This is a genomic window from Limnothrix sp. FACHB-881 (assembly GCF_014698135.1).
In the GTDB taxonomy this organism is placed as follows: Bacteria; Cyanobacteriota; Cyanobacteriia; order CACIAM-69d; family CACIAM-69d; genus CACIAM-69d.
The window spans coordinates 185042-203660 of sequence record NZ_JACJSN010000001.1 but is presented as its reverse complement, the minus strand read 5'-3'; the positions used below and the strand labels follow the sequence as shown (position 1 = coordinate 203660).

The 18619-nt window shown below is 50.9% G+C and carries 10 protein-coding genes; 1 reads left to right on the top strand and 9 read right to left on the bottom strand.

The window, feature by feature from the left end; genetic code table 11:
- Positions 1-60: 60 nt before the first annotated feature.
- The 6 genes from H6G52_RS00825 to H6G52_RS00800 all read right to left on the bottom strand — a co-directional run bounded on the left by H6G52_RS00825 (position 61) and on the right by H6G52_RS00800 (position 13523).
- The gene (locus H6G52_RS00825; RefSeq protein ID WP_190525831.1) at positions 61-5745 is read right to left on the bottom strand and encodes a glycosyltransferase; all 5685 of its coding nucleotides are present in this window, start codon (positions 5743-5745) and stop codon (positions 61-63) included.
- 40 nt (positions 5746-5785) lie between these two features.
- Positions 5786-7534: a glycosyltransferase 61 family protein gene (locus H6G52_RS00820; protein WP_190525829.1), complete on the bottom strand. Its 1749-nt coding sequence runs from the start codon at positions 7532-7534 to the stop codon at positions 5786-5788.
- Between the two features lie 28 nt (positions 7535-7562).
- Positions 7563-8795: a CmcI family methyltransferase gene (locus H6G52_RS00815; protein ID WP_199312072.1), complete on the bottom strand. Its 1233-nt coding sequence runs from the start codon at positions 8793-8795 to the stop codon at positions 7563-7565.
- Between the two features lie 44 nt (positions 8796-8839).
- Positions 8840-11452: a glycosyltransferase family 4 protein gene (locus H6G52_RS00810; protein WP_190525826.1), complete on the bottom strand. Its 2613-nt coding sequence runs from the start codon at positions 11450-11452 to the stop codon at positions 8840-8842.
- 929 nt (positions 11453-12381) lie between these two features.
- Positions 12382-12786, bottom strand: coding sequence for a GNAT family N-acetyltransferase (locus H6G52_RS00805; protein ID WP_190525825.1), 405 nt, complete (start codon positions 12784-12786; stop codon positions 12382-12384).
- The gene (locus H6G52_RS00800; RefSeq protein ID WP_190525823.1) at positions 12774-13523 is read right to left on the bottom strand and encodes a hypothetical protein; all 750 of its coding nucleotides are present in this window, start codon (positions 13521-13523) and stop codon (positions 12774-12776) included. The genes H6G52_RS00805 and H6G52_RS00800 overlap by 13 nt, the downstream gene beginning before the upstream one ends.
- A 126-nt stretch (positions 13524-13649) precedes the next feature.
- Here H6G52_RS00800 and rffA point away from each other — a divergent pair, with 126 nt between their 5' ends.
- Positions 13650-14795 carry a dTDP-4-amino-4,6-dideoxygalactose transaminase gene (rffA, locus tag H6G52_RS00795; RefSeq protein ID WP_190526182.1) on the top strand — a complete coding sequence of 382 codons (1146 nt, stop codon included), beginning with the start codon at positions 13650-13652 and terminating at the stop codon, positions 14793-14795.
- A gap of 24 nt (positions 14796-14819) precedes the next feature.
- Here rffA and H6G52_RS00790 read toward each other — a convergent pair whose 3' ends face one another.
- The 3 genes from H6G52_RS00790 to H6G52_RS00780 form a co-directional block, all read right to left on the bottom strand.
- The gene (locus H6G52_RS00790) at positions 14820-15629 is read right to left on the bottom strand and encodes a hypothetical protein (RefSeq protein ID WP_190525821.1); all 810 of its coding nucleotides are present in this window, start codon (positions 15627-15629) and stop codon (positions 14820-14822) included.
- A 44-nt stretch (positions 15630-15673) separates the two neighbouring features.
- Positions 15674-16381 carry an FkbM family methyltransferase gene (locus H6G52_RS00785; protein ID WP_190525819.1) on the bottom strand — a complete coding sequence of 236 codons (708 nt, stop codon included), beginning with the start codon at positions 16379-16381 and terminating at the stop codon, positions 15674-15676.
- A gap of 310 nt (positions 16382-16691) precedes the next feature.
- On the bottom strand, positions 16692-18320 hold the full coding sequence (locus H6G52_RS00780; protein WP_190525816.1) for a hypothetical protein: 1629 nt from the start codon (positions 18318-18320) through the stop codon (positions 16692-16694).
- Positions 18321-18619 lie beyond the last annotated feature (299 nt).

Genomic DNA, 18619 nt, shown 5'->3' with positions numbered 1-18619 from the left:
AAGAATCTGGGTTCAAGAGCAGTTGTGAGTCCAGGGTTGCGATCGCCGTTTCCAAATCACCTAGCGGGCCCCTAGCTCGCCCCGTTGCCAAGCGGCAAACAGTTGCTCAAAGGCTAGCCCCATCAGTGTTGAATAGCGGCGACTGTCAAAGAAAACCGGGTTGGCCGCCATGGCTCGCCGGATGCGATCGCTCAAGGCCTGCCGCCAGTCGCGGTTTTTAGCCAACCGCACCGCCAATTGCAGATAGTCCGCCTCATCGGCCGCAATCAGCTCCGGAATTCGCAGCGATTGCAACAGGGCCGAGGCCATCCGCGATCGGAACGCCACCCCTTCCACCACCACGGGCGGCATTCCCACCAGCAACGGATCGACCGTGGAATTCACCCCCGCAAAGGGGAACGAATCCAAATAAACATCCCCCAGCTTCAGGCACTCGCGAATGTCGGCCATGGTGGGCAAAGGATTCAAAATCACTAGGCGCTGCGGATCCACACCCACGGCGGCCAAGTCCGATCGGAACCGATCGATGAACGGTTGCGCGGGATAATTTTGCCCCCAATTGGGATTGAACGGATAGAGCACCAGCACCGAATCCGCCACCTGTGCCAGCAGTTTCACCCAGACCGATCGCAACTCCGGCACAATTTTGTTGAAATTGGCCCCGGACATATAAACCGTGGTTTGATCCGTAGCTCCCCAGGAAGCCCGCGAGGGTTGAATCGTCGCCGTTTGGGGCAACACATCATAGTTAAAGGCATGGGCCGGCCCCTCAAGCGCCAACAGCTTTTCCGTGTAGCGGGTTTGGGCATCGGTGGTCTCCGTCAGCGACCCGGAAATATAGGCATCCACATGGGTCATTCCCGTGGTGACCGGTGCTGAGGTGGACATCACCTGCACTCGGGCCAGGCGCTGCACCGCCAACACCGTGATCGGATTGGTCACCATGGTGACGTTCGTGCCAATCAGCAGCAAATCCAGGTCATCGGCCCGCATCCGGGCCGCCTGTTGGGCCAAGCTTCCTTGCAAATGCACAAACTGATCGGCGCGGCTGGCGCAATATTGCTCCAGGGGATGACCGGTGGCAAAGACGCTATAGAGAATGATCTCAAAGCGCGATCGATCCAAATATTCAAAGGCGGGCAGGGTGGTGAAGGTTTCCGTTTGGGGCGTGAAGTGATCCTTCAAAATCCCCACCCGCAGCTTTTGCCGCTGGGGATCCCTGGGCCCAAACCGATAATCGACCACTTCGCCCTGATCCTTCAGGGTTTTTGCAATCAGGAACGCTCGCTTGCGATAGATATCCGTTGGGCTGTCGGCGGTGAAATACAGAGGTGTGAAAGTGCCGCGATAGGCCAGCCAGCGGGCCAGTTTTTGGGAAACCTCATCTTCAGGGCGCGTTTCGTTGGTGCGATAGACCTGGTTAGTCCAACGGGTGATGTGTTGGGCAAAGCGATCGGCATCGCCCACCTCTTGAAAATAGAGGGGGGCTTCCTGCATGTAGAGGGCATAGGCCTCTAGGAACCATTGGGGCAAGTAAATCGCGCCATATTCCAAGGGCAGTTGATAGGCCCGGCAATACATCATCAGGATGATGAAGTTGCGAAGCTGGCTCAGGGTTTTGATGCCCCCCTGGAGGCTGCTGATTAGGGGTTCAATGAACGATCGCTCGTCAGCGGTCCAGGGTTCATAGCGCAAGTCCGTTTCCACCAGGGCCTTGTTCGCTTGACCCAACCGGGCCAGGTAGGCCTCATCGAGGCGATCGAACGGAATTCGCAACCATTGTTCCGCCAATTGGCGACGGGCATTCCGCAACCGTTCAATCACCTTGGGATCGGTGGAATGCTGACGATAGGCGGCCACGGCCTGTTTCACCTCGTTCACCAAGGGCACAAACAGCACCACCATGGAAGCCAGAGGGGTAATGTCCCGAACTAGGGCTTGGGTCTCCTCGGTTGTGGCAGTTGTGGCAGTTGTGGTCAAGGGGGCGATCGGGGCCGGATCCACCGGAGCAGGTGAGTCCGGGGCCGCGGGAGCCGTTTGCAACAGACAGTCAATGACGGCCGATCGGGTTTCGATCGAATCCTCACACCGAAGCGCTTCCCGCAGTTGCGCGATCGCCGTTTCCCAGTCGGCCCGCTTCAGGCTGTCTTGGGCCACCCCGATCGCGTATTGGGCATAGTACTGCAAGGCACGGCGAGCCAGGCGATCGCGCCGATCGGTCGGGAGATAGGCTCGGGCCAGGTCAATGGCGCGACGAGTGTCGGCAATGTTGGCCCCAGTGCGGGTGAGTTTGGAGGTGGTGGAACCGTCATGCCGCCGAAACACCGCCAAGGGTTCTGGCTCAAACCACAGACCCCAGCGACTGGCTAGGCGCTGCCACATTTCCCAATCGGCCGCCGAAGCCGCCGCCGGGTCAAACCCTCCCAATTCCTCATAGGCCGCGCGGCGCACCACCATGGCGGAAAATTGCACCCGTTGGCGCTGGGCAATCCGATCGACCCAATCACTCACCGGCCCGGCCGTTTCCCGTTCCAGTTCAGAAGTCCAAACAATTCGCCCCTGGTGATCGATGTGGTGATGCCGACAGAGCACCATGCCCACCTGATCGCCCGCCTGCTCGATCGCCCGGGTCATCCGCTCCACAAATCCCGGCAGCAACCCATCATCCTGGTGCAACAACAACACCCACTGGCCAGACGATCGACTCAAACAATCCTGCCAATTGCCTAGCAGTCCTCGATTGTTTGGCTGACGGGTATACAGCACCCGATCGCCCGCCACCCGCTGCACGATCGCCGGCACATCCACCCGATCGGACGCATCGTCCAACACTTCGATTTGCATTCGATCAGCCGGCAGGGCCTGATCCAACACGCTTTGCAGCGCCAAGGCCAATTGCTGCGGATCGGGGTTATAAACCGGCAACATCACCGACCACAGGGGCCGCTCCGTTCCCGCCGGAACTGGAGCCAGGCGCGGCCGCTCGGATTTCAGCAGCCGATCCATGTGCTTGGTCATTGCCTGAGCAATTTGTTGCGATCGGGAATGGAGCTGATCAAACCAGGGAGCCGCCACCAGCTTGTGATAAAACCGGCGAGCATCGGTTTCCAACTCTTTCTCCGCTGAATTGAGCTGGGTCACCTGCTGGGCATGGATCCGCCGACTGGACAGGGGGCGCGCAATAAAGCCCACCTTGTACTTGGCCAACAGCCGCAACCAAAGATCCAAATCCACCAATTGCTTCAGGGCCGGATCAAAACCACCCACGGCCAACAGAGCATCGGTACGCACCAACACCGCGCTCGGTTCGCCAATTTTGTTGATTTGCCCCACCTTTTCCACGGGATCCACCGGATCCTGAAACAGCTTTTTCAGCTTGTCCAGCTTGGTCGGATCCGTGGGAGCCAGCAGCAAGCGCGGATCTCGCAGTAGGTCTACCCCCGGTTGCACCGCCTGCAAGTGCGACCAACCATGGTGCAAGTTTTCACTGCCGGCCGCCAACCGTTGGGAAGCGGGATCCTGGGCCGCCGACGGATCCAGCAACAAGCGCCGGGGGGCAAACACCAGGGCAATTTCCGGATCGCTTTCCGCCAAGGCCACCATGGCCTTCAGACAGTCACGATCGAGCAAATCATCCTGGTGCAAAAACTTCAGATATTTGCCCCGCGCAAATTCCGCACAGTGGTTCCAGTTGGCCACCATGCCCGCCTGCGGCCCCGCCACCAGTTGAATCCGTTGGGGATCCTGAGCCGCTGCGGCTTGCAGTTGCTCGATCGTCCCATCGGTGGAACCATCGTCACTGACAAACACTTCCAAGTGGGGATAGCTCTGCTGGAGCGCACTGGCCAGGGCTTCATCAACATAGCGCCGTCCGTTATAGGTGGGAATGGCGATCGTGACGAGGGGCTGTTGGCTATGGATGGTTTGGGCTTGCAACCGTTCGTAGTCCCGGCGAAATCCCGGGCGATCGAGCAACCCGGCCAGGGCGGGACTATAGCAAAGGTCATAGCGCAACTGGAGATCCCACTTGGTTTCCAAAACCCGCAATGCCGCCTGGCGCTGGGTTTCCGGATCCGTGAGCTGATGTTGCCAAGCCAGGGGGTGGTGCTGGCGCAGGCGCGATTCGGGCACAAAGATATGGCGATAGCCGGCCGATCGCAACTTCAAACAGAAATCCAAATCCGCCGCAAAAATGCCCAAACGCGGATCCACACCACCCACCCGCGCCCAGGTCGATCGGCGGCAACACATCCCCGTCCAGCGCAAGGCCGAAACATTATTGGCCAGGTCTATGTGGGCTAGGTTGGCGTAGTTAGAGACCTTGGTATCCAAACCCTGATAGAGACAAAGCCCCTCGGGATTGAGGCCCAAGGTCAGGCCCGCCTGTTCAATTTGCTGCTCTGGATCCAGCACCATGGGGCCAGCTACACCAATGCGCGATCGCTGAACCTGTTCCACCAGACGGGTTAACCAAGCGGTTCCCATCGGCTCCATGCCATCTTCCCAAAACACCAGATAATCGCCCCGGGCCTGTTGCGCCGCGTGATTGGCAGCAGCAGCCCAATTGAAATCCTCACAGGGTACGACCCGCAGTCGATCGGTTCCCAACTGGGTTTGCCACCGTTGCAACACCTGCAAAAGCCCCGGCTCCGGTTGGGTGGTTCCCAACACGGCCAGCACCTCATAGGGGCCATAGTCCGTGTGGCGAACAATTCCGTTAAGGCAGCGATCGAGGTCGGCGGGGCGATCGCCCACAAAAATCAGCAGGGAAACCAATTTGCGCTCGGCGATTTGGTAGCGCATTCGGTAGTGGCCCGGTCGTTTGGCGATGGTTTCCACTTGCCCCGGTTCCCCACGCCGCTCGATCGCCTCCCGCAAGGCCTTTTTCGCCGCCTCATAGGCATAGGGCTTGGCTTCGGTTGAACCCGCCGCCGATCCGGAGTGAATCCGCCAGTGATAGAGCACCCGAGGAATGTGATAGACCCGATCGGTCTGCTCCGTAAATCGCAGGGCTAAGTCATAGTCTTGGCTGCCCTCAAACCCTGCCCGAAACCCACTCACCTGGGTCAAAATCGATCGCCGGTAAACGGTCAAGTGGCAGATATACATCCGCGTCAAAAACGAGTCGGGACACCAGGCCGGCTTACAGGTCGGTTCCGACAAAATCCCCTTTTCATCGATTTTGTCTTCGTCGGTGTAGATCATGTCCGCATCGGGATGCAGTTGCAGCAGCGAGGCCACTTCAAACAGGGCATCCGGCGTAAGCAAATCGTCATGATCCAGCAGGGCAACATATTCACCCGTTGCAATCTCCAGGGCGGAGTTGGAAGCACGGGAAATATGACCGTTTTCAGTGCGGAAGGCGACTTTAATTCGCGGATCGCGCTGTTGATATTGCTCAAGCAGCGGCCGCATGTGGGGCGCGGTGGAGCAATCGTCCGCAATACACAATTCCCAATCGGGATAGACCTGGGCCAACACCGACTCGATCGCCTCAATCAGCAGTTGCTCCGGTGTGTTGTAGGTGGGCATCACAATGCTGATGGTCGGCCGGTAGCGGAATCCTTGCCGCGCCGTGGTGGCCATGCGATCGAGGTCGGCGGCGGTGGGCCGGTTCGCGATCGACCATTGGTGGTAGGTACGCGGCTGGGAATTGTCGGCCATCGGAGTTGCGGGCTGGTTGAGGGTTTGGGGGGCGATCGAGTCGAGAATAACGGTTTTCTGGAGCGGTTCCAAGTTGATCACGGTTGACCTATGCGGATTCGCTTGGATCGCTTTTGATCGCTCAGGTCAACGCACCCAAGCGATCGAGCAGTTGCACCAAGTCCGCCACCTCTACCCAAATATCTTCGTGATTGGCAACGGCCCGGGATTGTTCGATCGACAACCCCAGCCCCTCCGGGTCTGCCCCCAGCAAATAACCGTAATGCAGATGCATGTAATGGCTAATCACCCAAAACAAACCCGGGACGGATTTGGGCGAAAATAACTCAATCACGCGAGTTTCGGGCGCACAGAACACAAGGTTAACCAACCCAGCCCCGTGGGGCGCAACAATCACCTTAGCCCGCTGAAACAGCGCGATTTGGTCTGCCAAGGATAGGCAACTGAGGATAACGGTTTGAAACCCGAGGGGTTCTAGGACAGCCAATAGGGCTTCCTCGTTGGCCACGCGGCGATAGTTGGCATCCCGACGACTGATGTAGAGTCGCTCACTCCCCCAATTCGGGGTCGCTCTCTCCCCTAGCCCAGCGAATTGATCGCGCAAAAACTGACAGCCCGAATGCGGTGGCTTCCAATTACCGTAGCGACAGGCGATCGAGGGAACCACCAGGCGATCGGCCGTAAGATGCGGTTGCCAGGTACTTTCGATCGTTTTGTCAGCGGGAATGCCCAGCCAATCAAGCGTTTCCCGCTGGAAGGGAGCCAGCGATCGGCTAAACACCACAAACCAGTCAATTTCCGTCAGCCCCTTGGCACTGCACCGTAGCAGTTCAAAGCGCGGCAGGAAATCGATCATCCAGTGAAAATAATTGGTTCCCCCCGCGATCGGCAAAAAAGCCACGGTTCCCGATAGTGATTCACAGGGTGGCAAGGTTTGAGAGGCTGCCACCAGGGCCGCGCTATGGCCCGACAGATCATCCAACAGTCGCCCATCGGGGCCCATCACCACCGTATTAGACCAGTCACTCCAGGCCCGACCACCGGTAACCCAAGCCAGGTAGGGATTGAGGTCATCGGCTCGATCGTCCCGCCAGATGGGATGGTCGTTGGGGCCGATCGTCTGGGGTGGCGACAAAACTACTCCCTTGGCCTGGGTTGCGAGGGTGATCGACTCCAGGCATACCGCCGGATGAGCAGCAGCGATGATTTCGCAAAAGGGTGTGTGAGGCGAAAAATCTCGCACCACCGTGGCGGGAATGGCGCGATTAAAACAATCCGTGGCTTCCCGAGGGCGATCGATCGCTTGCAAGAGATGACCCAACAACCCGTAAAACGGCCACAGGCGAGGGTCTGCCTGCAACAGGGTCAGGATGTGAGTGAGGATTGATCGCTCGCTATCAAGGGCCAACCAGCGATCGGCTAGCTCGCGGATCACCGTCTCATCAATAGCCAAGGGATGGCTCAGGTACAGTGCCTTCAACCGTTCGATCGCCCAGCTATCTTGCTCCAGCTCGATCGCCGATCGGATCCAAGCCAAGTGCAAATCGGGACGGTGGGGCGCAAGGTCGATCGCCCGATCATAGGCCGCGATCGCCGCTTCTCCCTGATTCAGGTCGCCGTGGAGCCTTGCCAACCGCACCCACAGATCGCAATCCTGCGGGTCAAGGGCGATCGCCCGTTGCCAAGCCGCGATCGCGGCCATCGGCTGCTCACAAGCCGCCAGCACCAACCCCAGCGCCCGGTAACCGTCCGGCCGCTCTGGCTCCTCCGCAATCCACCGCCGACAGGCCGCGATCGCCGCAATCCAATCTCCCCGTTCGAAGGCCGCTTGCGCTTGCTGTTCAATTTCGTCTAGCGTCTGCTGACTCACACCCGCTCCCCAATTTCGAGGTAGATCCTCAACGCCGCTGCCATGCTTCCAAAGCGGCGGTTACCGCTGGAGCCAACCAGTCAGGTAACTGAGGATAGATTCGCTCCCACACTGAGCGATCGACCGCTGGAATTGGATAGGCGATGGCCACCAATGCCGTCCGGATGGCCGATTCGGGTTCCGGCAAACCACTGCAATATTCCACAAAAGTCAGCAGAAAATCGAGATCGGTTGGCAGGATGGGCCGCTGTCCAAACCGACTCGCCACCAGCCGCTGATAAATTTGTCCGCTGGTGCTTTGCCAGATCACCGGCAAGTCTTCGATCGGCGCTTCCTTCCAGTAATGGGCATAGCGAGAGCGAGCATTACTGAGTTCTGCCAAGGCCCCCCGATGTTCAGGCGATCGCTCGTAAAGATCCAAGCAGCTATCTATCCAGTTCAACCAAAACTCGTCCCATTCTGGCAATCCCGGCTCTCCCAGTTCGCGCGGCGGGAATGAAGGGGCGATCGCCCCAGCGGTCGTCCGTTTGCGGAGGAAACCGTTGAGACACCAGGTCATATTCCGTTCATAGAAGTCACAGAAATAGGTGTCAATCTCATATTCATCCCCGCAAACCATCAAGAATTCTTCCAAGGCTTGCAGTGGTTTCCCGGCACTGAGGCTATCTTCCACAATCACATAATCACCCTGCTCCAGCCAGCCGTGGAAAAACTCCAACACCGCAATAGTTGTTCCGTAGGAGTGATCCGCATCCTCAATCACTAACCAAGGGCGCGGTAGGCTGGCCAACCAGTCTGGCGAAAGGGTTTGCCCCAAGTCTCGACCATCCCCTGCCAAAAAGGTCACCTTTGGATGGCTCACATCGGTCACCGGGTTGATGTCGATCGAGTAGATATGCCCATCAATTCCAAAATTATTCAGGTGATCTCCCAACCAGAGAGCGCTTCCCCCGGCAAAGGAGCCAATTTCAAAAATGGTGCGCGGCTTCAGTTCCCAGAGCAGCAAGGAATAGAGCGCCCAATCAAAAGGATTTTTGATGGTCTGAATGCCCCGATAGCTGTAGCTGCGAGCGGCCATCTCGATCGCCACCGCGTCGCTACCCGTCAGGAAGGAGGTTTGGATGGGGCGCACTGAGTCCCAGGGGCGATCGCGCCAGTGGCAAAACCGACCCTCAGCATTTATTAGCCCAGCATTGGGGTCTGGGGCTGACGGTGTAGCAGACTCTGCCCGATCGTTGGCCCCCGATTCGGAGCCAGCCACCTCCGTTAACTGAGGTAATTGAGGACTGCCAGCCTCAGCGTTCCCTAGGATGTCATTTTTTTTTGAGCCTCTGACTCAAACACCGCCGCGTACAGCGGGAACAGCCAACCGGGCAAACGGGTTGCCGCATCCTTCACCTGCATTTGTCCCGGCGCGTAGTACATCATTGCGCCCAAGAACGCATTCAAACCACCGGGCTGCTCGAAACCACGCGCTGCTGTTTCCGCCAGCTTCACCAGCAGTTCCCGCTCCCCATCCGTCAACGGCTCCCGTTGGAATCCTGATTTCAGATACATGCCATAACGGCGGCCCAGTTCACTGTTGAACACAGCCTCTAGTTGAGACGGGGGAACCGTCAGCCAAAACTCAGCCACCCGTTGTCGCAATTGGCGCAGTTCCGCCACCGTTTCCCCATCTTCCGGGTCGATTTCGTAGAGATTGGAGCAGCCCAAGAAGCGGTTCAGAAACACCATGTCCTCCGCCAAGTTGGGGGGCTGGCTCACGGCGGGTGGAGCAGCAGCAGTCGGAGCGGCCGTGGGGACAGTTGGTTGCGGTGACGGCACTAAGGGAGCAGTCGTCGCTTGACCTGCTTCAAAAATCCGCTGATAGTCCGGCAGCAACCAAGCCGGTAAGCGATTGGCTGCGTCCCGTACCTGCATTTTGCCCGGTGGCAGATACATCATGATGGCCAACAGCGCATTCAGCCCCGGGTAGCGATCGATTCCCTGACTGATCAGTCCCGTCAACTCCTGAACAACGGACTCCTCTTCCGGGCGCAAGGGATAGTTTTGATAGCCACTGTCCAGCAGAGCTAAGTAGCGGCGACCAAATTCACTCTTGTAAAGAGACTCCAGTTGCTCAAGGGGCGTTTGCGCCCAAATTTGCCCCACCTGCTGACGGATCAGCCGCAGTTCTTCTGCGATCGAGGTTTCTTCGGGGTCGATGTAGTAAAGATTGGCACAGCCTAACAACCGATTCAGGAAGGTCATGTCCTGATGAAGGGGCGCGGTTGCTGAGGTTGGCGGGGCGATCGGCTGTGGAGCACTGGTCGGCTCTACAGTTCCAGGCGGCTCAAAAACCGATTGATAATCCGACAGCAGCCAAGCCGGAAGCTTCACTGGGGCCTGATCAACCTTCATCTTGCCCGCGGGGAGATACAGCATCACCCCCAAGAACGCTTGCAAGCCAACCGGATGTTGAACGGTATACTGACTCACTTGATTAGTGAGAGCTTGAAGGTAATTGGCTTCTTCACCCGTGAGGGGCTGGGATTGGAAGCCGCTGTGCAGCAAGGCGCGATAGGCTTGGCCCACAGAGCCTTGGTAAAGATCTGGGAGTTGCTCCGCTGGCGCAGCCTTCCAAAGCTCGGCAGTCTGGCGGCGTAGCTCCCGCAGGAGGTTAATCGTGCTTTGATCGTTGGGGTCAAGTCCATACACCCGCGCAACGTTTGTGATGCGATCGCACAGCCACTGGGTGTAGGGATCGGTGGCAGGGGAGGTGGGAATGGAAAGGGCCATAGGGCTGCTGAGTTCGGCTTTTCGGCGCAATAGCTCCTCGAATTTTAGTTCGAGTTGGTCAATCGATCGCTCAATGTCAAATTTGGCAAAGGCTGCTGCTTGTCCTGTGGCGGCCAGGCGCGCCCAACGTTCTGCATCCTGCGGCAAACTGATCAGAGCCTGAGCCAGGGCGATCGGATCGCCGGCCGGGAATAACAAGCCACTCACGCCGGATTCAATCACCTCTGAAGCCCCGCCCACCCCTGTGCTCAAGACCGTTAGCCCGGCCGCCATTGCTTCAACCTGTACAATCCCGAAAGCTTCCGGCTGAATCGAAGGGAACACAAAGACATTGTGCTGAGCAAAACAGTCAGCCAGTTGCGATCGATCCAAATGGCCAACCAGGCGCACTCGATGGACTAACCCTGTTTGTTGCAGGTACTGTTGCAGGGCCGCCAAATAATCCGCATGAATTGCATTACCTGCGATCGTGCATTCAAAATCCATCTGCTGCTGTTGCAGCACGGTCAGGGCCTCCAGCAGGGTGTGGGGCCCCTTGCTTTGAATCACCAACCCAGCGTACAAAATCCGGAGTTTGTCCCGCTGGGGCAGCGTGGGACGGCTAAATTGCCGTACCAGAGCGCCGGGATAAATCGTTGACGTTTCCAGTTGCGTTAACCCTGAATCTCGCACCGCCTGAGCCACGGCCTCGCTAGCGGTGGCCAAGTGATAGAGCGGGTGCTGGGGAGCAAGGGTTGGTGGGTAAGGAACCTGGGCAAAACCCAGGTGATGAATTGTCGGAATTTGTTGTTCTAGCAAAGGCCCAAAAATCGCCGGGCCGAGGAATGAGATATTACCAACCAAGCAAAGATCGGGTTGAACTTGTGCCAAAACCCCGCGCAGGACGCGATCGTTATGGGCCACGATCGCATTGATTTGGTTAGGATCCTGAAACTCTTGGGTTTGACCTTCGTAGGTTCCCCACAGTTGCAAGCGGCGATCAATGCCATCTTCTCGATCTGGTGTGCAACCCAGGTAAGGTGCATCGCTGGTTAGAACATGTATTTTGTGACCACGGGCTTGCAACCCAGCAGCAAAATCCGCGAGCGATCGACCATACCCCCCCAGTTCTTGGGGTGGATAAAGATTGGTGAGCAACAAGATGTTTTGAGATTGGAGTTGTCTGTCCTCAGAACTTAACTTTTGGGGGTATTGGGGGAAGGAGGAGTGAGTTTGCAACTGTCTAGAGCGTTCAGCAATTAGCTTCCATCCTTTTTGTCGCAATCGATTAAAAGGCAGATCCCACTTCGTGATATTGCCGTCTGTTGAAATTGCAACTTTATCCACACCAAATTCATATCCCTTTAAACTGCCCCAAAGCTCCGGATTATCCACCGGATGAGGAGGGACATAGGTTGAAATTCCCAAGTATTTTTGAAGTGCATAGGAGAAGTGCATGTCTTCTCCCATAAAATCATGACCTTCAACAGGAGGGAGTTCTCGCCAAAATGTAGATAGCCACTCACGTTTAAAAAACCAAGCATGACCAACAATATCAACTTCAATTACAGATTCGTTTGGGTTGGGCCAACCATAACGTATATGGTCCATGTACGATGGGCTACCGCCGTATATTAGCCCAACAGTTCCCAGTAAACCTTCATGCGTTTTTAGGGTCTCTAGGCAATTTTCAAACCACTTTTTACCTGGAATGGTGTCGTCATCGAAGACGCAGACATACTCTGTTTTAGCATTTAAGGCATATGCAAAACGCGACCAAACACCAAAGTTGTGACTAGATAGTGAGTATCGAAATTGGTTCAGAATAGGTTTGGCGACTTTGCCATATTTCGTAAATTCGTTGTACCAGAGGAAAACATCAGACGGTGAGACCGTTTGCGACTGAATAGCTTCGTACTGCTGTTTAAGCTTTTCTGGTCTGCGATATCCATTTAAGATTACTGAAATTGAAGAGTCATACATTTACTACTTAGCTCCCAGACTTTACCAGTTCGTTTAACCACTCAAAATGAAAGTTGCTGACTTCAAACAAAGTTCTCGACCTAGCTATTCAAAGGCTCTATTCAATGTTATCTCTCCAGTAAATAATACTTGATTTGAAATCCGGCTTTTTGCAGCAGTTTGAGACTAGGCTTGTTGTCAGCTTTAACCTTTGCTGTTGCTTGCGGAAAAAGCTTCAAAATTTCACTCAACATAAAGGTACCTACGCCCATTCCTTGAAAATCTGGATGAGTGCAAATGCGTAAGTCATCATTCAGGACACCAACGTATCCAACAGGCTGACCATTAAAAAGACATATTCGATAAAAATCAGAGTTTTCTCTCATATACCGAATCTGCATTTCAGGGGTGATCAGTACACTTTCGATGAAAGATTGAGAGACCCTGGAATCATTTCTGAGTTTTCTCACAAAATCCCAGTACCTTTCTTCACACGCAACAAGGCAAAAAGAAGGATCTGTTACCAAATGCATTGCTTTACGACATCTCCGAGATTCTGATATGACCAAAATTTCTTGAGGTAATCCCTGTCATCAGGCATGTTGATTAGAGGCGACAGGCAAGTTCCTATATCGATGTATGTGTTACCTTCATATTTCGCATACAGCCGGTGAATAGCTAAGTTACTAAAACTCGACGCACTGAAAATAAAAACATGATTTCGTATTGAGTGGTTTTCTATCCACGATTCAATGACTGCGATTTTATCATAGTCATTAACCATAGCATTGTATCCAACTCTGAAGTCACGGACGATGAACGGCAGCTTCGATAAATCAGCATGTTCATGCCCTACAAAGACTACCTTTTTGGAGTAAAGCAGAGGTAGCACAAATTTAATAAATTTGCTGTAGTTAGCATTGATCCAAATATTCGCCCACGTCAGTGATTCATCATCACCTCCATGCAATAGTATTTGCCAGTCAAAGTTATCTTGCCCTACACAACACCGACAGCTAACACCTTTGTAGTAATTTCTCTTTTTATACTGAAAAGCTTTGATCAGAAGCTTTTGATATCTAACATGCTGCTGAGGATGAAAATGTTTATGGTCAGCTCTCTTATAAGAAGAACTGTGGATTTTTTGGCTTCCAATGACAGCTCCCGCATCGTCAAGCTTCACCTCAATCCCTTGCATGATAAATAACTCCCCGTCAGAAAATCTGGAAAGAGCAAATGGAGTATCCTTGGCAAGGAAATCGTAGAACATCCAGAAATGATCGTTGAATGATTTTTGCCTCATTTGCTTCTCTGGACTTAGGAGCTGTCTATTCCACCATTAAAATATAGTATAGTTGGCTAATATTCAAGCATCAACTTTTACAAGCACAACATGATGAACATTCCGTTTAATCGCCCCTGGATCTCAGGGCTTGAGGTAGCTTACATCACTGAAGTTTTGCAATCAGGGCATCTGTCCGGCAATGGAGCTAAAACCAAGGCTTGCCAAGAAATTCTCAAGGAGATTACTGGATGCGAATCCGCACTGCTAACGCAGTCATGCACCGCAGCACTAGAAATGGCTGCATTAGTCACGGGTATTGGCGAAGGCGACGAGGTTATTATGCCATCATATACCTTCGTTTCTACTGCCAATGCCTTTCTTCTAAGAGGAGCTATCCCTGTGTTTGTGGATATACGCCCGGACACCCTGAATATAGATGAAAATCAAGTTGAATCTGCTATCACCGAAAAAACAAAAGCCATAGTTCCCGTACACTATGCAGGTGTCCCGTGTGATATGGGCCGCATCCTTGAAGTAGCCAAATCTTATAACTTGCTAGTCATCTCGGACGCGGCGCAAGCAATTGGCTCATCTTATGAAGGAAGTGATGTTTCTTCGATAGGGGACTTTAGTACGCTCAGTTTTCACGAAACCAAAAACATAAGCTCTGGAGAAGGAGGAGCTTTATTAATCAATAATTTGGATTTCGCAGAGAGGGCAAATGTAGTTTGGGAGAAAGGTACCAACAGAAAAGCTTTCTTTGAAGGTATTGTGGATAAGTATACATGGATAGATCTGGGATCGTCATACCTACCCAGTGAAATTACTGCGACAATCTTGTTGAGTCAGCTCAAATTCAGAGAATTCATTCTGAAAGAGCGATTTAAGATATGGAATTTTTATCACTCCTATTTTCAGGTACTAGAAGAGGATGGCATCCTTCGTCGTCCGATAATACCTGACAACTGCCTTCACAATGCTCATATGTATTATATACTTTTAGATGTGAAGAAATTTGAGAGGGGTGAATTTTTAGACAAGCTCCGAGCGCTAGGGATTCATGCAGTTTTTCATTACCTCCCTCTGCACAACTCACCTGCTGGCTTAAAATATGGCAGAAGTGTAGGACAACTCAAGAATACGATCAAAGCAAGCTACTCTCTTGTTAGGTTGCCTCTATGGATTGGATTATCAGATTCAGAAGTAACTTATATTTGCAAAAAAGTCGATGAAACACTGAGATCAATGCAGAAGTGAGTACTATTTTCCTAATCAGATCTATCACTCTTGGATTAATTTCCAGCCGAGTGATCGATAGTTCTGAAAGTATTCTTCATCCTCTTTTACGAACAGTTCCGAAATTTCTTGATCGGCTTTTTCCGAAATACTCCTTGATTGCATGGTATTTGATAGCGGATTTACGGCAACAGATAGTGAGTACTGTTGCAACCAAAATGATAAGTGCAGATAACCAGCGAGTGACCCACTCGTTGGAAAACAATTCCATATGAGAGTCAGGTATGATCTCTTTATCATTAGACTTCCCATGACGAAATCAACTGGGATTAGCTTACCATAGCTCGAAAGATTCAAATTTCTAAGCACGATTTTGTGACTGCCAGCAAATATAGTATTAGCGTAGAAACTTGAACACAGGTATAGAATTCCTGTTGTGCCTACAAGACCTATACCAGCATCAAGTGATTGCAAAGACCTTTGTACCCAAAATTTATCAGGTATTTCATGTTCATTCAACACTAATAGGTGATTTCCTTTAATAGACAGCCCTAAAGAAAGAGTATATTTAAGATTATCCAGAACATTCGAGAAATCGTGTGGACTTTTGAAAACTAAATACACACAGTCTTGGATCTTAAGGAGGAGCGAGGATGCATTTTTCAGTGCTCTTTCGGCTTTTTTAGCAGAACAAGTGTCATCAGCAAGAAAATCAGCAACAACTATTATTTCACAGATATACTGTTCTTGCTCTGCAAGAAATTGAAAGCAATTTTCTAGGTTCTCTAAATCTTGAATATTCAAAATTACGGATATTCTATAGTCAAGCAAGTCTCGCTTCAAACCAATATTCATAGACGAATCTCAAGCTTTGAAAATTGAAAAAATTAGTGATTGTATCACTTCTGAAAAAAGTAATTTGAGTACCTATCCTTATATATACACCGAAACCCCAAGTCTATCAAAAGCAGGAATAGTTCTTTTTTGGAATACCTACCTCCGTTTAATACTTTAAATGCGGATTCTTCATGAATTTCAATCATAATCACACCAGAAAAGTTCTTTAATGTTTTAATCGCACCCTGAAGAACATCAAGTTCAGATCCTTCCACATCCAGCTTAATGAATGTTAGTCCTTTTAGTCCCAAAATATCTAGAGGGATTGTTTGAACCGGAATGAGATCTGATACTTTTCCTAGATGACAAGTATCACCAATTGATATTGAACTGTTACTATTGATTAAACTTGAATTGCCTCGGCATTCAAAAATATCAACTAACCATGTTTGCTTAGCTGCTTCGGCAAGAGCCATATTCAAATTAAAGGATTTCTGAGTGTTCTCTTGCAGTAACGTAAAGTTATCTGGATGCGGCTCCACAGCTATAACCTTTGACCCACAAACTTTCTCAAAGAAGAATGCGTGGTTTCCAATGTTTGCTCCAATATCTAGCACATAGGACAGATCAAAATTTTGATGACAGAATTCCAGGGTATCTAGCTCAAAAAAGCTCTTATGCGAGGCAATGATATCAGAAATAAATTCACCCGACTCATGAACTTTGAATGTATAGACTTTGTCTTGATAGTAAATTGGAACACTTCGCATTGCAAGGTTTTCTTCTGTATTGGATTATTGATGCACAATTGAACCAGAGTCAGGTTGCGAGTATTTAACCATCAGCGTCGAGAGAAAGATGAACTGATAGTGACACCAGGGAATCCATTAAATCGTCTAGATTGATCACAATTACCCAAAATTATTACCTCACAGAAACTACTCACAAGTTTATGTTTTAATTTTTGTGATTGAGAATAGTCTACAGTTTGCACTCAGTATTTGTTTCATGATAACAGATAGCTCCCATATTAGTCTTCGAGTATTTCCAGAGCTTTCACCTAGAAGACGAGCATTTTAATCAGAATAGAAATCCTCTATTACAAGCATTTATCTTATATTCATCAATTATCTGAATCAGCTCTTGACCATACTCTGAATAGTTCCATAGACCTTTGACTACAGCTGTTGCAATGTATGGATATACTTTTGAATCAAAGTGATGGGATCCTCTCTTGGACTCACCGGTATAAACGGCAAAGCCGAAGATATTATTGTCCCTACAAAGCTTTTGAGCTTCAATTTCAAATTCCCAAATAGTGTTACTTCGAGATAGTTCACAAACCCTGATTAGATCCTCTGTTTTCCAGATACTGGGCTGTATAGAAAAAATCCACTCGGATGCACCGTTGATATCATACAGGTGTGGAAAGACTTGGGCACCATCTCTCAAGTCCATATCTGTTGATATGAGCCTGATAAAGCTTTTTGTAGACTGACCAAGAACTCTAAACAAGTAAAATAAAAAATCGCCATCTACATCGTCTAGAAGAAACATGTCTTCATGATGAAGGATGCAGTAGGGGTGAGAAATATTTTTTAGTCCAAGTAATAGCCTTTTAGGGTAAGGCTCTGCTGAATCATAAAAGTACATAGGGTAATTGGTCTTCGCATTTTGCGCCTCAATGGCATTGAGTGACTTTTGATCAGCATCCGAATTGATGAATAGAGATATTTCACAAGAAAAGGACATATGCTTTCGATATTGCCCCCAGAATACAGGCCAGACATCAGAATAGTCAGAATGGGTGTACATGACTGAAGTGCATTCAGGTACAAGTGTTTTGTCATCCAATGCCAGATCATATGCTTGCTGTACACAAACATAAGACACCTTGTCATAAAGACCTACTTTGAGTAGATGGTATTTGTAGAGCATGTGATTGTTAATGCAGTACCACAGAGGGTACTGCATTAAGCACTTTGATTTGATTTCGCATGGCAGTAGAACTTCATTTGTGTACTGAGATGGATCTTCAGGTTTGTTAATATCGAAAAGCTTAGAGTCAGGCCATCCAGACACTGCCATCTCTACATATTCACTCTCTGGAAGCAGGTATTTCAAGGACATCTCATAGATAGTTGATATTGAGTCAATATGGCTCGATGCACCGTAGAACCACATATCGGGCATGCCAGCATTTAGCTGAGGGTAAAGCGCAAAATAGACTCTGGATCGATCTAGTTGACTGTCGAAATAAAGGTTTCTAACCTCCCAGCCTCCACGCTGGCCAATGTCAAGCCTGGCTACAATAACCCAATCGTATAAAAAACCGTTATCGCACTCGTGCTGCCGCTTGAGAAAAATACTTCTCCATCTCGAATAAAAAAAAGATAGGGAATTGAAGATTGTACATCTCTGATAACCACTGGACTCTCGATCAAATCCTTCATCAAAGTAGGCTTGCGAAATGCCATGGCGGCATGCGATTTCATGAAAGTCTACTTGATCATCTACTTCGATGCATACAGGATTATATAGAGTCGAGAGAATCTCAAGTTTTTCCGGCTGCCAGCAGTGTATGAATACATCTACTAGGTACTTTGAAAACAAGGTCTTAAATAGATGTCCATAGCCACGCACGCCAGACTCTAAGGCATTTACAGACAATGTATCAAAATAGCCACTCAGACACAGTGCAATTTTCATTTTTGCTGCCCTCAAGTACTTTCTCGACGTTTTTGTGATTCTAGTTTTGCGTAGAATTATTAGACTTCAGTGAAAAATCAAGCTCAGTGGATTGGGCTCGTCAACGGGAACAGCTAGTATTCTTAAATCTTGCTGAACAAGAGCATTAAGGACGGATGTAATGTAGGGTGGGAGATATCTACCTGTAAAGCTGGAGTAAACACCTAGAATGAAGGTCTGCGGATTTCTAAATATGTAGGTTCCTACTGATGCTTTACAGGAGGTTACAGATTTCTCGGAGACTGAGCAAATTTCGAGCT

Bases quoted from the DNA above. Each gene is read 5' to 3' on its own strand.
- H6G52_RS00805 (WP_190525825.1), bottom strand. From the start codon at position 12,786: ATGCATTTGGTAACAGATCCTTCTTTTTGCCTTGTTGCGTGTGAAGAA.
- H6G52_RS00800 (WP_190525823.1), bottom strand. From the start codon at position 13,523: ATGTTCTACGATTTCCTTGCCAAGGATACTCCATTTGCTCTTTCCAGA.
- rffA (WP_190526182.1), top strand. From the start codon at position 13,650: ATGAACATTCCGTTTAATCGCCCCTGGATCTCAGGGCTTGAGGTAGCT.
- H6G52_RS00790 (WP_190525821.1), bottom strand. From the start codon at position 15,629: ATGAATATTGGTTTGAAGCGAGACTTGCTTGACTATAGAATATCCGTA.
- H6G52_RS00785 (WP_190525819.1), bottom strand. From the start codon at position 16,381: ATGCGAAGTGTTCCAATTTACTATCAAGACAAAGTCTATACATTCAAA.
- H6G52_RS00780 (WP_190525816.1), bottom strand. From the start codon at position 18,320: ATGAAAATTGCACTGTGTCTGAGTGGCTATTTTGATACATTGTCTGTA.